We start from the raw sequence: 14,284 nt of genomic DNA on the forward strand, positions 1-14,284 counted from the left end.
GGTCGACGACGGCAAGGAATGGGGTCGGGAAAGTGAGCTGGCCTACACCGTGCAGAGCGGCGCGTTGAAGAGTCTCAACGTGAAGTGGCGTAACTCGACGATGCGTCGGGATTACAGCACCAATGAGTTCGATGAGAACCGGTTGATCATCAGCTATCCGCTCAGCCTGCTGTAAAAGCCAAACATGGATGGAGGCTGTACCACCGTCATTGCGAGCAGACTAGCTTCCACAGGGAATCGGTGCCGAGTACAAAATCAGCGCTCACTGAAGATCCAGTGTGGGAGCTTGCTCGCGATGGCGTCATCACATTCAACATCCCCCATCAATTGAACCACCGCTATCGCGAGCCAGCTCGCTCCCACAGGAAATGAGGTAACCCCTTAAGCCCGCGATTCGACGCCCAGTTCGTCCCACACCGACTCGGCCAGATGAAACGTGGCGTTGGCCGCCGGGATGCCGCAGTAGATGGCGCTCTGCATGATCACTTCCTTGATCTCGCTGCGGCTCACGCCATTGTTGGCGGCGGCGCGCAGGTGCAGCTTGAGTTCTTCGGCGCGGTTCATGCCGATCAGCATGGCGATGGTAATCAGGCTACGGGTATGGCGCGGCAGGCCCGGGCGAGTCCAGATGTCGCCCCAGGCATGGCGGGTGATCATCTCCTGGAACTCGCTGTTGAACTCGGTCAGGGCATTGAGGCTGCGATCGACGTGGGCATCGCCCAGCACCGCGCGGCGTACTTGCATACCTTCATCGTAACGTTGTTTCTCGTCCACAAAAAACTCCTCAGGCACGGCCAGAATCAAGCAGGAAATCCAGCACCCGCGCGCTGAAGGCGGCGCCGGCCTGGACGTTGGACAGGTGCGCGGCGTAGAACTCGGCGTACTCCGCGCCACTGACCCGCTCCTGGATAAAGTGCCCACCCGACGGCGGTGTCACGGCATCTTCGGTGCCGGCGATCACCAGCAGCGGCACGCGAATCGACGACAACTGCTCGCGGAAATCGGCATCACGCACAGCCGCGCAGTTGGCCGCGTAGCCTTGGGGCGATGTGGCAGCGAGCATGTCGGTGATTTTCTTCACCTTCGCAGGATGAGCCTCGGAAAAATCCGCAGTAAACCAGCGGGCGATCGAAGCATCGCGCAACGCCACCATCGCATCCTTGCCGTCGCGCAGCACGGTTTCGATGCGCGGGTTCCACACCGACGGATCGCCGATCTTGGCCGCGGTGTTGCACACCACCAGTTTGTACAGGCGCTCGCCGGCGTTGATGCCCAGCCATTGGCCGATCAACCCGCCCATGGACAAGCCGCAGAAATGCACCTTGTCGAGGTTCAACTGATCAAGCATCGCCAGCACATCGCGACCCAGTTGCTCGATGCTGTACGGCCCTTCCGTGACCAACGACTGGCCATGGCCGCGCGTGTCGAAGCGCAGCACGCGAAAGTGTTCGCTGAAAGCCGCGACCTGCTCGTCCCACATGTGCAGATCGGTGCCCAGGGAGTTGGAGAGCACCAGCACAGGGGCGTCTTGCGGCCCATCAAAACGATAGTTCAGATCGCCCTCGGCGAGTTTGACGAATCCCACAACAATCTCCTTTCAGGCGTTCAAGGCAAGGTGTTCGGCCACGGCCCGGGCGACCCAGGTCTGGGCTTGTCCGAGGTAGTGCGCCGGGTCGAGCAGATGATCAAGCTCGGTCGCGGATAACTGCGCAGTGACCTGAGGTTCATCCCCCAGCACATCACGCAAATGCCGTTGTTCGGCCACGGCGCGCTTGCAGCATTGCTCCAGCAGATGGTGCGCCGCGTCGCGTCCCACACGCTGGGCCAGGACGATGCTCACCGCTTCGGCCAGCACCAGCCCCTGGGTCAGTTCCAGGTTGCGGGCCATGCGCGCCGCGTCCACTTCCAACCCTTCGGCCAGCAGCCGCGCCTGCTGCAAGGCACCGGACACCAGGCAGCAGATCTCCGGCAGGGTTTCCCATTCGGCGTGCCACAGGCCCAGGCTGCGCTCGTGTTCCTGGGGCATGGCGCTGAACAGCGTCGACAACAAGCCAGGCACTCGCGTCGCCGCGCCGATCAGCACTGCCGCGCCCACCGGGTTGCGCTTGTGCGGCATGGTGGACGAACCACCCTTGCCCGGCGCCGAGGGCTCGAACGCTTCGCCGGCCTCGGTCTGCATCAACAGGCTGATGTCGCGGCCCAGCTTGCCCAGGCTACCGGCGATCAAGCCCAGCACGGAACCGAACTCCACCAGGCGATCGCGCTGGGTGTGCCACGGCTGCTCGGGCAGGTTCAGTTGCAATTCGGCGGCCAAGGCTTCGGCGATGGGCAAGGCGTGTTCACCCAAGGCCGCGAGGGTGCCGGAAGCACCGCCAAACTGCAGCACCAGCAAACGCGGCTTGAGTTCTTTCAAACGTTGGCGACTGCGGGTGATTGCTCCCAGCCAACCGGCGATTTTCATACCCAGGGTCACCGGCGTGGCGTGCTGCAGCCAGGTGCGTCCGGCCAGCGGCGTGGCGGCGTAGTGCTCGGCTTGTCGGGCCAGGGTGGCGGCCAACTGCGCCAGCTCGCCTTCGATCAGCCCCAAGGCCAGGCGCAGTTGCAGCACCAGCCCACTGTCCATCACGTCCTGGCTGGTGGCGCCCAGATGCACGTAGCGCTCGGCTTCGGCATCCTCGGCGGCGATGCGCTTGCCCAACGCCTTGACCAGCGGGATAGCCGAATTGCCAGCACTGGCGATCGCTTCTCTCAGTGCCGAAAAATCGTACAGCTGCGCACGACAAGCCTGCTCGATCGGCGCCACGGCACTTTGCGGAATCACCCCGACCCGCGCCTCGGCCCGGGCCAAGGCGGCTTCGACGTCAAGCATGGCCTGGACCCGGCCCGCATCGCAGAACACCTCGCGCATGTCGCGGGCGGTGAAGTAGGCATCGAATAGTTGATTGCCCGGTCGTTCGCTCATAAACAGTCCTTGGGAAGGTAGATGTCCCGTGGCGAGGGAGCTTGCTCCCGCTTGAGTGCGAAGCGCTCACAAGAGAGGGCTGCTACGCAGCCCAGCGGGAGCAAGCTCCCTCGCCACAATGACTCAAACAAGCCTCAAATGATCAGGTGGGTTCAAAGGTCATGGTGCAAATACGCCGGCTGCTTGGGCAGGCGCAGGCTGAACAGGAACGCCACCACCATCATCACCGTGACATACCAATAAAAAGCGTTTTCCATGCCCTGGGCTTTCAGGCTCAGGGCAACGTACTCCGCCGAGCCGCCAAAAATCGCATTGGCCACCGCGTAAGCCAACCCTACTCCCAGCGCCCGCACTTCAGGTGGAAACATTTCCGCTTTCACCAGGCCGCTGATGGAGGTGTAGAAGCTGACGATCGCCAGCGCCAACGTGATCAGGACAAACGCCAGGAACGGGCTGCTGATGCTTTTCAGGGTCAGCAGGATCGGCACGGTGCACAACGCCCCCAGGCCACCGAACCAGAGCATGGAGTTACGCCGGCCGATCTTGTCCGCCAGCATGCCGAACAGCGGCTGCATGCACATGTACAGGAACAGCGCGCCGGTCATGATGTAGCTGGCGGTCTTGGCGTGCAGGCCGGCGGTGTTCACCAGGTATTTCTGCATGTAGGTGGTGAAGGTGTAGAAAATCAGCGAGCCGCCGGCGGTGTAGCCCAGCACGGTGATGAACGCGGCCTTGTGGTCGCGAAACAGCGCCATGATGCTGCCAGCGTCCTTGTTCTCGCGCATTTCCTTGCTACTGGTTTCCTTCAGGGAGCGCCGCAGGAACAGGGAAATCAATGCAGCCACGGCCCCCACCACAAATGGAATCCGCCAGCCATAAGCGCGCAGTTCGTCTTCGTTGAGAAACTGCTGCAGGATCACCACCAACGACACCGCCAGCAGTTGCCCGCCGATCAGCGTCACGTATTGGAACGAAGCAAAAAAACCGCGCTGCCCCTTGAGGGCGACTTCGCTCATATAGGTGGCGGTGGTGCCGTATTCGCCGCCCACTGACAGGCCTTGCAACAAGCGCGCGAACAACAGCAGCAGCGGCGCCCAGACGCCGATGTCCTTGTAGGTGGGCAGGCAGGCGATGAGCAATGAGCCGAAGCACATCATCAGCACCGAGATCATCATCGAATTCTTACGTCCGTGACGGTCCGCCACCCGGCCGAAAATCCAACCGCCGATGGGCCGCATCAGGAACCCGGCGGCGAACACACCGGCCGTGTTGACCAGTTGCACCGTGGGGTTGTCCGAGGGGAAGAACGCCGGGGCGAAATAAATTGCGCAGAACGCATAGACATAGAAGTCAAACCATTCGACCAGGTTGCCGGATGAAGCACCGACGATGGCGAAGATACGCTTGCTACGTTCTTCGCCGGTATAGTGGCTGATGATTGGGGTGGCCATGGATTATTCACTCGTTGGGGACTGACGAAGTCTAGACACACTTAGTAACAGTCCCGTTCCACAAACGGTCTTTCAAGCAGTAGCGCCTGTAGCGCCGCCATCGCGAGCAAGCTCGCTCCCACAGGGTTCATGCTATTGCTGTGGTCCTGTGAGTTCATACACTTCCGGGCTGGGTTCATATCCCCTGTGGCGAGGGAGCTTGCTCCCGCTGGCTTGCGCAGCAAGCCCAAAGCCGGCGACCCGGTGTATCAGGATGACCTCAGTGCCTGGTTTTGCGACTGCTTCGCAGCCGAGCAGGAGCAAGCTCCCTCGCCACAGGAAAATCATGAGTCAGTAATCGAAGAACACCGTCTCGGCATCCGTGCCCTGCAGGATCACGTTCCACTGGTACACGCCCGAAGCATCAGGCTTGGCCACGATTGTGCCGCGCCGTTCCTCGGGTACGCAGGCCAGCAGCGGGTCGGTTTCATTGGCCTGTTCGCCGTCGAAATAGATACGCGTCAGCAAATGCTTGACCAGCCCGCGAGCGAACACCAGCACCACCAGATGCGGTGCCTGGGTCGTACCGTTCAACCCTGGCACAGTGCCCGGCTTGATGGTGGTAAAGCGGAAGCGCCCTTCGGCGTCCACCGGCACCCGGCCGAAGCCTTCGAAATTCGGGTCCAGGGGTTTGTCCTGGTCGTCTTCCGGGTGGGCGTATTTGCCGGCGGCGTTGGCCTGCCAGACTTCCAGCATCGCGTCGTTGACGAACTGGCCGTTGCCGTCGACCACCTGCCCGGTGATCGCCACGCGTTGGCCGAGGGTTTCGGCGACGGTCAGGTCTTCGCGGTTCAGCCAGGTCAGGCCGATGTGGTAGTACGGGCCAACGGTGTGGGATGTGGTGGCGGTGAGCGTCATCTTATTTCTCCATCGGCGTGGCATCGCGGCCGCGCAAGACGATGTCCCAGCGGTAACCGAGGGCGTAGTGAGGGACAGTTTTTTCCAGGTCGAAACGGGCGATCAGGCGTTCCTTGGCACTCGTGTCCGGCACGCAGTTGTAGATCGGGTCGTATTCCAGCAACGGATCGCCAGGGAAGTACATCTGCGTCACCAGCCGCGTCAGAATGCTCGGCCCGAACAGTGAGAAATGGATGTGCGCCGGGCGCCAGGCGTTGTGGTGGTTGCCCCACGGATAGGCGCCGGGCTTGATGGTCTGGAACTGATACCAGCCGTCAGCATCGGTGACGGTACGACCGGTGCCGGTGAAATTCGGGTCCAGCGGCGCGTCATGGTTGTCACGGTCATGGTTGTAGCGACCGGCGGCGTTGGCCTGCCAGATCTCCACCAGGATGCCCGGCACCGGCTGGCCATGCTCGTCCAGCACGCGCCCGTGAATGATGATCCGCTCCCCCAGCGGCTCGCCGGCATGCTGGGCGGTCAGGTCGTGGTCCTTCTCTTGCACGCGGTCGGCACCGACAGTCGGGCCGGTAATTTCCGACAGCGAATGCGGCAGGAACACCAACGGCTTGGACGGCGAGCGCAGGTTGGTGGACTGGTACGGCGGGTGCAGATACTCCGGCTGGGTGCCCGCTTGGGGGCGACGATAACCAGGCTTGTCAGTCATGGAGCGTTCCTCGGTTTCTTATTAGTAGAACGACGCGTCAGACGCGTTCGATTGCCAACGCCAGGCCTTGGCCGACGCCGACACACATGGTCGCCAGGCCTTTCTTGCCGCCGGTCTTTTCCAGGTGGTGCAACGCCGTCAACACCAGACGCGCCCCGCTCATGCCCAGCGGATGGCCGAGGGCGATGGCGCCGCCGTTCGGGTTGACCTGCGGCGCATCGTCCGCCAACCCCAACTCACGCAGCACGGCCAGGCCCTGGCTGGCAAAGGCTTCATTGAGTTCGATCACGTCGAAATCGGCGACCGCCAGGCCCAGCCGTTCAGTGAGTTTGCGCACCGCCGGCACCGGGCCGATGCCCATCACCCGTGGCGCCACGCCGGCACTGGCCATGCCCAGCACTTTGCCACGCGGCGTCAGGCCATGTTTCTTTACCGCTTCGGCCGAGGCCAGGATCAGCGCCGCCGCACCGTCGTTGACACCCGAGGCGTTGCCGGCGGTGACGGTCTTGTCCGGGCCGTTGACCGGCTTGAGTTTGCCCAGGGTTTCCAAGGTGGTGTCGGCGCGAGGATGTTCATCCTGCTCGACCACGGTTTCACCTTTCTTGTGGGCAATGCGCACCGCCACGATTTCTTCGGCGAAAAAACCTGCCGCCTGGGCCGCTGCCGTGCGCTGTTGGCTGCGCAAGGCGAAAGCGTCCTGGTCGGCGCGGGACACGGCATAGTCATCAGCCACGTTATCAGCGGTCTGCGGCATCGCATCCACGCCGTACTGGGCCTTCATCAATGGGTTGATGAAACGCCAGCCGATGGTGGTGTCTTCCAGCTTCATGTTGCGGGAAAACGCCGCGTCGGCCTTGCCCATCACGAACGGCGCACGGGACATCGACTCCACGCCACCGGCGATGGCCAGTTCCATCTCACCGCTGGCGATGGCGCGGAACGCCGTGCCGATGGCGTCCATGCCCGAGGCGCATAGACGGTTGATGGTCACACCGGGAATGCTGTCCGGCAGGCCCACCAACAGCAGCGCCATGCGCGCCACGTTGCGGTTGTCTTCGCCGGCCTGGTTGGCACAGCCAAGAAACACTTCGTCCACCGCGCTCCAGTCCACCGATGGGTTGCGCTCCATCAGCGCCTTGATCGGCACCGCCGCCAAGTCATCGGCACGCACGGCGGACAAACCGCCGCCAAACCGACCGATGGGGGTTCGAATCGCATCACAGATATAAACGTCGCGCATCAGGCTTCTCCCGGTGCCTGGCCATGGGCCGCCGCGGTGCGAGCTTCCAGATCGCGCAGTGCGCGCAGCTCTACCTCGGTCGGTTCGGCGGTGGTTTGCACCTGGTCGGCGAAACGGATCGCCCATCCGGTGGCGGCAATGACTTGCTCGCGGGTTACGCCGGGGTGCAGCGCGGTGACCACGAATTCATGGGTGCCGGCTTCCGGTTCCATGATGCACAAGTCGGTGATGATACCGACGGGACCGGCACCCGGCAGGCCCAGGCGCTTGCGCGAATCGCCGCCTTCACCGTGGCCGACCGAAGTGATGAAATCCAGCTTGTCGACAAACGAACGCGCCGACTGCTTGAGGATGATCAACACGCTCTTGGCCGAGCCGGCGATTTCCGGCGCGCCACCCGCACCCGGCAGGCGGACTTTCGGCTGATGGTAATCGCCCACCACCGTAGTGTTGATGTTGCCGAAACGGTCGACCTGGGCCGCCCCCAGGAAACCGACGTCGATACGCCCGCCCTGCAGCCAATAGCGAAAAATCTCACCGGTCGGCACGACGGTATCGGCGGTTTCCGCCAGCTCACCGTCGCCGATGGACAGCGGCAGTACGCTGGGTTTGGCACCGATCGGGCCGGATTCGTAGATCAGCACGACGTCCGGCGATGAGGTCAGCCGTGCCAGGTTGGCCGCTTTCGACGGCAGGCCGATGCCAACGAAGCACACGGCATTGTTCTTCAAGCGACGCGCCGCGGCGACGGTCATCATTTCGTTGGTGGAGTAAGTCATGGTTTCACCTGCGAAGCGGCTGCCAGTCTGGCCTGGAATTCACTGAAGTCTTTAGTGCCATGGATGTATTCGTTGATCCATGCGGTGAAGGTCTCACGGTCCCGGGCGATCGGATCCCACGCCTGGTAGAAACGGTTGTCACGCTCGGTATAGCCGTGGGCGTAGGACGGATGAGCGCCACCCGGCACGAGGCACACGGCGCTCAATGCCCAGGTCGGCAGTACGCAAGCGTTCATCGGTGCATTCAGGTCGTCGACAATTTCTTCCACGGTGACGATGCAACGCTTGGCGGCCAAGGCGGCTTCTTTCTGCACACCGAGAATGCCCCACAGCAGCACGTTGCCCTTGCGGTCGGCTTTCTGGGCGTGGATCACCGTGATGTCCGGGCGCACCGAAGGTACAGCGGCCAGTACTTCACCGGTGAAGGGACAGGTCACGCTCTTGATCAGCGGGTTGACCTTCGGCAGGTCGGAACCGGCGTAGGCCCGCAGCACCGCGAACGGCAGGCCGGAGGCGCCGGCAACGTAGGCGTTGGCCAGGTCGGCGTGGCTGTGTTCCTCGATCTCCAGCGGGCGCGGCCATTGTTTCTCCACGGCATCGCGCAAGCGGTGCAACGACCCCACGCCAGGGTTGCCGCCCCAGGAGAAAATCAACTTGCGAGCACAACCGGCGCCGATCAACTGGTCATAGATCAGGTCAGGTGTCATGCGCACCAAGGTCAGATCTTTCTTTCCCTGACGAATGATTTCATGACCCGCCGCCGTAGGAATCAGGTGAGTGAAGCCTTCGAGCGCGACGGTATCGCCGTCGTTGACGAATTGCTTCACCGCGTCGTGCAGCGAAAGGATTTCAGCCATGGGGCAGGCTCCCGTTTTCCAGTAGACCGACATGAAGAAAAAGGCGCGAGGTTAAGCGCCGAAGTGACTGAAGATTAAGCCTGGGGGAAAAGCCAAACAATCCGATAATCGACTGAGTGTTCGTTTATCGAACAGATTGTTGTTTGGCTATCGATTTATCCACACAGCGAAAACGAGAACCGTGGCGAGGGAGCTTGCTCCCGCTGGGCCGGGCTGGCGCTCCAGCACGAAGCGGCCCTGTTTTTTGGGGCTGCTACGCAGCCCAGCGGGAGCAAGCTCCCTCGCCACAGGGGTGTAGGTTCGGGGTTTCAGGTGGCATCCGCATGGCTGACCATGCCTTTGATCACCACCGCCGTGGTCGCCAGGGCCGCCGGAATCACCAGGGCGGTCAGGACCTGTTCGAAGTTCCAGCCCAGGCCCAACAGGGTCGCGCCCATCCAGGCGCCGAGAATCGCGCCGAAACGACCGATGCCCAGCATCCACGAGACACCGGTGGCCCTACCCTGGGTCGGGTAGAAACGCGCCGCCAGCGAAGGCATCGCCGATTGCGCGCCGTTGACACACATGCCCGCCACCAGCACCAGGGTGGCGAGCAAGGTAATGTTGCCCAGGCTCTGCCCTACCGCGTAGGCAAACACCCCCGCCATCAGGTAGAAAAGGCCGATGACCTTGTGCGGATTGAACCGGTCCATCGCCCAACCCACCCCGACAGCGCTCAACACGCCACCGAATTGGAACAGCGCACCGATAAACGCTGCCTGCTCCATGCTCGCGCCGCTGTCGCGCATCAGGGTCGGCAGCCAACTGGTCAACAGGTAGACGATCACCAGGCCCATGAAATAGGTCAGCCACAGAAGCAAGGTGCCAGCGCTGTAGGTGCCGGAGAAAATCACCGCCAGCACATTGCGGGCTTTCACGGTTTTCTGTTCCGGCACACTGAAGCTCGCCGCTTGGGCCACCGTGTTCGGTTCGATCGGTGCCAGGGTCTTGCGCACCTTGTCGGTGCCGCGATTGCGCACCACCAGATAACGCGCCGACTCCGGCAGCCAGAACAGCAACACGACCGCCAGGATCAACGGCAGGATCCCACCAATCAGCAGCAGGCTATGCCAACCGAACGCCGGTATCAGCTTGGCGGAGATGAACCCACCGCCGGCCATGCCCAGGTTGAAGCCACAGAACATGCTGGTCACCAACAGGGATTTCTTGCGTTCAGGGGTGTATTCCGAGAGCAAGGTCGTGGCGTTCGGCATCCCGGCGCCCAATCCCAGGCCGGTGAGGAAACGCAGCACCAGTAATTGATCGACATTGGTGCTGTAGGCCGAGGCCAGGCTGAACGCGCCGAACAGCAGAACCGCGCCCACCAGTACGACTTTTCGCCCGAAGCGGTCAGCCAGCGGCCCTGAACCCAGCGCGCCGAACACCATGCCGATCAGCGCGGCGCTCATCACCGGGCCGAGGCTGGCGCGATCGATGCCCCAATCCTGGGACAGCGCCGGGGCGATGAAGCCCATGGCCGCTGTATCAAGGCCGTCGAGGAAAACAATCAGGAAACAGAGAATCACCACCCGCCACTGGTAGCGCGAAATAGGTTGGGCATTGATAAAGGACTGCACATCGAGGCAGTTGCCTACGGAGGTCTGGGGCTGGTTCATTTTATTTTTATTCCACGTGATAAACGCAGGCGAACGATCAGGGACCGGCGAAACACGCCGGATGACGCTGCGCGACATTAATGAGGGCAGGCAAATACCGTCAATTCATCGCCGCCGACTCTGTGCGTTTATCGAACAGCTTAAGTGAACAGCTGCGCGCTCAAGTCGCGGCTGGCCCCCAGCAGGCCTGGCAGGAAGCGCTGTTCCAGCTCATTGCGGCTGACCCGCCCGGCATGGGTGCTGACGTTGAGCGCGGCCACCACTTGACCGGAAGCGTCGTACACCGGCACGGCAATCGAACGCAGGCCCTGTTCCAGCTCCTGGTCGACGATGCACCAGCCTTGCTGCCGCACCTGTTCCAGGCATTCAAGCAATGCCTCGGGGGTGTGCAAGGTGCGGCTGGTCTTGGCTTGCAGGTCGGCATGGTCCAGGTAGTCGCGCAGCGAAGCGTCATCCAGGGCCGCCAGGAGAATCCTGCCCATCGAAGTGCAATAGGCTGGAAGACGCCCGCCGACCGACAGATCGACCGAAATCAGGCGCTGGGTGGTGGCTGAGCGGGCGATATAGAGGATGTCGTCGCCTTCGAGCGTCGCCATGTTGCAGGCCTCGTGCAATTGCTCGCTCATGCGGTCCAGGTACGGCTGTGCAGAAACGGCCAGCGGCGTCGAGGACAGATAGGCGTGCCCCAGGGTCAGCACTTTGGGCAGCAGCGAATAGGTCCGTCCATCCGTGGTGGCGTAGCCCAGCTTGATCAAGGTATGCAGGCAACGTCTGACGGCGGCGCGAGGGATTTCCGTACGATGGCTGATCTGGGCAATGGTCAGGTGCCGCTTGCGCTCCTGGAAGGCCTGGACCACGGCCAACCCGCGGGCCAGGGACGTCATGAAATCGGGATCGCCGGTCAGGGCCTGGATCCGCTTGGCCGGCGAGGCGACGATCGGTGGCGCGACTGAAGTGAAAGCATTGCGCAATTGGTCGTTCATGTCTGGTCCTTCCCGGGGAATGACGGCTATTACAAGCGGCTGTCCGACGGACAGACAAGGGCCGGATCGCCAACAGTGTTCGATTATCGAACCAGCAACCGATAATCGCAATCCTGCCCGGTATCATGAGTTCGACAGCCGTCGAACGCCCGATAACAAGTTGAGCGAGAGTGACAAGCGATTTGACGTGAAGGCGCGGGCGATATTGAACTTGTCGCCTTGAACGGCATCAGGATATCGGCACTAGCAGACATCTTCTGAAACCTGATTGACACAAGTTTGCACATACAAACATCGATTCACACAACAACAGGCCCCTTTAAATATTTCCCGATAGTGTTATTCAGCTGGACCGCTATAATGCAACTCAGCGACGGTACGGCCAATCGACCGCTCCCGTACGCAGGCACCTTGGTAATACCCTGGCGCCCGAAGCACCTTTAGGTCGCTTCCCCTGTATTGGCAACAACACGAAGCCCTGATGCTACGTCAGCTGTCAGCTCTGGTGCCGTGGCCGTCTGCATGTCTACATGCAGTGCGTATCACCAGATTCAATTTCAATTAATTAGGTACAACTGTGACGAAAGACGAACTGCGCGCGGAACTTGAGCGCCAGGAACAACGTTACAAGGAAGTTTACGGCGGGGAAATCACCACCTACGCCGCACAACCTGAACCGGAACGTAAACCCTGGCGTAAGCGCGCCACCGTTCAGGACCAGGCCTTCACCCAGGAACTCCAGAAAATGGAAAAAGAACTCAAAGCCGAAGAGCAGTGACGCGCTGGGCATGATGTTCTTGTGAAGAGGTCTCCGGCCGCCATCCAGGCCGGAAACCGCAGCGCACGCCCGCCATGAGCGGGCCGCCATCCGCTCCCGCCCGACGGCCGGGAAGGCTCATGGCCGACCTTCTTTTCAGATATTTCATGCAACCGCTCGAAGTGCTCTACACGGGGCGGCGGTCAGGTTCCAGGACGCTTTGCGCCCCTGAATCAAAGGGTTACGCGCCCCACGGAAAACCTCGCGCCAGAGCCATTCCTACAAATTATTTCGTTGAAGAATGTTGCCGATGAGCAGGCAATGCATCGATTGCCATGGTTTTCTGGCATAATCGCGCCCCCTTATGACCGGGTCAGAAAACCTTCATGATCGATTTATTCAGCGGACTGGATGCTTGGGTGCTTGTGAGCCTCTTGCTCGCCCTGGCTTTTGTCCTCGCCTTCGAGTTCATCAACGGCTTTCATGACACCGCTAACGCGGTTGCCACTGTTATCTACACCAAAGCCATGCCGCCTCATCTGGCGGTGTTCTTTTCCGGTGTGTTCAATTTCCTCGGCGTGCTGCTGGGTGGTGTGGGGGTGGCGTACGCCATCGTTCACTTGCTGCCCGTAGAGCTGCTGATCAATGTGAACACCGGACACGGGCTCGCCATGGTGTTTTCGCTGCTCGCAGCGGCCATTACCTGGAACCTGGGCACCTGGTACTTCGGTATCCCGGCGTCCAGCTCCCACACGTTGATCGGCTCGATCCTCGGCGTGGGCCTGGCCAATGCGTTGATCAACGATATCCCGTTGGCCGATGGGGTGAACTGGCAGAAGGCGATCGATATCGGCGCCTCCCTGGTGTTCTCGCCCATGGCCGGCTTCCTGATCGCTGCCCTGGTGCTGATCGGCCTGAAATGGTGGCGTCCGCTGTCGAAGATGCACAAGACACCGGAACAGCGCCGCAAGATCGATGACAAGAAGCACCCGCCGTTCTGGAATCGCCTGGTACTGGTGATTTCGGCCATGGCCGTCAGTTTTGTCCATGGCTCCAACGATGGCCAGAAAGGCATCGGCCTGATCATGCTGGTGCTGATCGGTATCGTGCCTTCGCAGTTCGTGCTCGACCTGAGCAGCACCACGTATCAGATCGAGCGGACCCGCGACGCGACCCTGCACCTGAGCCAGTTCTACCAGCGCAACAGCGAATCCCTGGGTGAATACCTGGCGCTGGGCAAGAGCGTGGAAGGCGATCTGCCGGAAAAATTCCGTTGCAACCCGCAGCAGACCGAACCCACCATCGATGCCCTGCTCAACACCCTCAAGGGCGTGGCTGACTACCATTCGCTGCCGTCGGAAAGCCGTATCGAAGTGCGTCGCTACTTGCTCTGCCTGGACGACACGGCGAAGAAGGTTGGCAAACTGCCAGGCCTGGCAGCCCGTGAGAAAGACGACCTGAACAAACTGCGCAAGGACCTGACCGGCACCACCGAGTACGCCCCATTCTGGGTGATCCTGGCGGTCGCCCTGGCACTGGGCCTGGGCACCATGGTCGGCTGGAAGCGTGTGGTACTGACCATCGGCGAGAAGATCGGCAAGCAAGGCATGACCTATGCCCAGGGCATGTCGGCGCAGATCACCACCGCGTGCATGATCGGCGCGGCGAACATTTTCAGCCTGCCGGTTTCCACCACCCACGTACTGTCTTCGGGCGTGGCCGGTACCATGGTCGCGAACAAGAGCGGCCTGCAAGGTGGCACCGTGCGCAACATCCTGCTGGCCTGGGTGCTGACCCTGCCGGCAACGGTGGCGCTGTCGGCCGGGCTGTTCTGGTTGGCGTCCAAGGCCTTGGGCAGCTGATTCCCGCAGCCACAAAAAAGGTGCGATCCTGATGGGTCGCACCTTTTTTTATGCTTAAAACACCTCGCCCCCACAATGGTCTTGTGTGGAACAGCGAAAATTTGGCCAAAAAAAAAGGGCGACCGAAGTCGCCCA

General features: G+C 61.6%; 14 protein-coding genes. 3 read left to right on the top strand and 11 right to left on the bottom strand.

Going from position 1 to position 14,284, the window contains the following annotated elements:
- A partial coding sequence (locus V7773_RS17160) for an OprD family outer membrane porin (protein WP_336074285.1) occupies positions 1-175 on the top strand: 175 nt, incomplete at its 5' end.
- Between the two features lie 206 nt (positions 176-381).
- Here V7773_RS17160 and pcaC read toward each other — a convergent pair.
- From pcaC to pcaR, 11 genes are all read right to left on the bottom strand, one after another.
- Positions 382-774 carry a 4-carboxymuconolactone decarboxylase gene (gene pcaC, locus V7773_RS17165; protein WP_063325152.1) on the bottom strand — a complete coding sequence of 131 codons (393 nt, stop codon included), beginning with the start codon at positions 772-774 and terminating at the stop codon, positions 382-384.
- Between the two features lie 10 nt (positions 775-784).
- Complete coding sequence (pcaD, locus tag V7773_RS17170) at positions 785-1,585, bottom strand: 3-oxoadipate enol-lactonase (protein WP_092144296.1); 801 nt, start codon at positions 1,583-1,585, stop codon at positions 785-787.
- A gap of 12 nt (positions 1,586-1,597) precedes the next feature.
- On the bottom strand, positions 1,598-2,962 hold the full coding sequence (locus V7773_RS17175; RefSeq protein ID WP_336074235.1) for a 3-carboxy-cis,cis-muconate cycloisomerase: 1,365 nt from the start codon (positions 2,960-2,962) through the stop codon (positions 1,598-1,600).
- 152 nt (positions 2,963-3,114) lie between these two features.
- Positions 3,115-4,413, bottom strand: coding sequence for an MFS family transporter (locus V7773_RS17180; RefSeq protein WP_063322593.1), 1,299 nt, complete (start codon positions 4,411-4,413; stop codon positions 3,115-3,117).
- Between the two features lie 330 nt (positions 4,414-4,743).
- Complete coding sequence (gene pcaG, locus V7773_RS17185; RefSeq protein WP_336074237.1) at positions 4,744-5,310, bottom strand: protocatechuate 3,4-dioxygenase subunit alpha; 567 nt, start codon at positions 5,308-5,310, stop codon at positions 4,744-4,746.
- Between the two features lies 1 nt (position 5,311).
- Positions 5,312-6,016, bottom strand: a complete 705-nt coding sequence (gene pcaH, locus V7773_RS17190) for a protocatechuate 3,4-dioxygenase subunit beta (protein ID WP_092144292.1) — start codon at positions 6,014-6,016, stop codon at positions 5,312-5,314.
- Between the two features lie 37 nt (positions 6,017-6,053).
- Positions 6,054-7,259: a 3-oxoadipyl-CoA thiolase gene (pcaF, locus tag V7773_RS17195; protein WP_336074287.1), complete on the bottom strand. Its 1,206-nt coding sequence runs from the start codon at positions 7,257-7,259 to the stop codon at positions 6,054-6,056.
- The gene (locus V7773_RS17200; protein ID WP_053178376.1) at positions 7,256-8,035 is read right to left on the bottom strand and encodes a CoA-transferase subunit beta; all 780 of its coding nucleotides are present in this window, start codon (positions 8,033-8,035) and stop codon (positions 7,256-7,258) included. Before V7773_RS17200 ends, pcaF begins: the two co-directional genes overlap by 4 nt.
- The gene (locus V7773_RS17205) at positions 8,032-8,892 is read right to left on the bottom strand and encodes a CoA transferase subunit A (protein ID WP_092463779.1); all 861 of its coding nucleotides are present in this window, start codon (positions 8,890-8,892) and stop codon (positions 8,032-8,034) included. Before V7773_RS17205 ends, V7773_RS17200 begins: the two co-directional genes overlap by 4 nt.
- A gap of 308 nt (positions 8,893-9,200) precedes the next feature.
- Positions 9,201-10,547 carry an MFS transporter gene (locus tag V7773_RS17210; RefSeq protein WP_072342041.1) on the bottom strand — a complete coding sequence of 449 codons (1,347 nt, stop codon included), beginning with the start codon at positions 10,545-10,547 and terminating at the stop codon, positions 9,201-9,203.
- 140 nt (positions 10,548-10,687) lie between these two features.
- Positions 10,688-11,530, bottom strand: coding sequence for a pca regulon transcriptional regulator PcaR (gene pcaR / locus V7773_RS17215; protein WP_014336961.1), 843 nt, complete (start codon positions 11,528-11,530; stop codon positions 10,688-10,690).
- Positions 11,531-12,107: 577 nt separating this feature from the next.
- Between pcaR and V7773_RS17220 the strand changes: the two genes are divergently transcribed.
- Both V7773_RS17220 and V7773_RS17225 read left to right on the top strand, forming a co-directional pair.
- Positions 12,108-12,308 (top strand): hypothetical protein, encoded by a 201-nt coding sequence (locus V7773_RS17220; RefSeq protein WP_003198635.1) that lies wholly within the window; start codon positions 12,108-12,110, stop codon positions 12,306-12,308.
- Between the two features lie 365 nt (positions 12,309-12,673).
- Positions 12,674-14,149, top strand: coding sequence for an inorganic phosphate transporter (locus V7773_RS17225; protein WP_063322599.1), 1,476 nt, complete (start codon positions 12,674-12,676; stop codon positions 14,147-14,149).
- The last annotated feature ends 135 nt before the right edge of the window (positions 14,150-14,284 follow it).

This window comes from Pseudomonas sp. 3JA (assembly GCF_036961705.1).
Classification (GTDB): domain Bacteria; phylum Pseudomonadota; class Gammaproteobacteria; order Pseudomonadales; family Pseudomonadaceae; genus Aquipseudomonas; species Aquipseudomonas fluorescens_Q.

Coding starts and splice junctions, on each gene's coding strand:
- pcaR (WP_014336961.1), bottom strand. CDS start 11,530: ATGAACGACCAATTGCGCAATGCTTTCACTTCAGTCGCGCCACCGATC.
- pcaG (WP_336074237.1), bottom strand. CDS start 5,310: ATGACGCTCACCGCCACCACATCCCACACCGTTGGCCCGTACTACCAC.
- V7773_RS17175 (WP_336074235.1), bottom strand. CDS start 2,962: ATGAGCGAACGACCGGGCAATCAACTATTCGATGCCTACTTCACCGCC.
- V7773_RS17200 (WP_053178376.1), bottom strand. CDS start 8,035: ATGACTTACTCCACCAACGAAATGATGACCGTCGCCGCGGCGCGTCGC.
- V7773_RS17180 (WP_063322593.1), bottom strand. CDS start 4,413: ATGGCCACCCCAATCATCAGCCACTATACCGGCGAAGAACGTAGCAAG.
- pcaH (WP_092144292.1), bottom strand. CDS start 6,016: ATGACTGACAAGCCTGGTTATCGTCGCCCCCAAGCGGGCACCCAGCCG.
- V7773_RS17210 (WP_072342041.1), bottom strand. CDS start 10,547: ATGAACCAGCCCCAGACCTCCGTAGGCAACTGCCTCGATGTGCAGTCC.
- V7773_RS17225 (WP_063322599.1), top strand. CDS start 12,674: ATGATCGATTTATTCAGCGGACTGGATGCTTGGGTGCTTGTGAGCCTC.
- V7773_RS17205 (WP_092463779.1), bottom strand. CDS start 8,892: ATGGCTGAAATCCTTTCGCTGCACGACGCGGTGAAGCAATTCGTCAAC.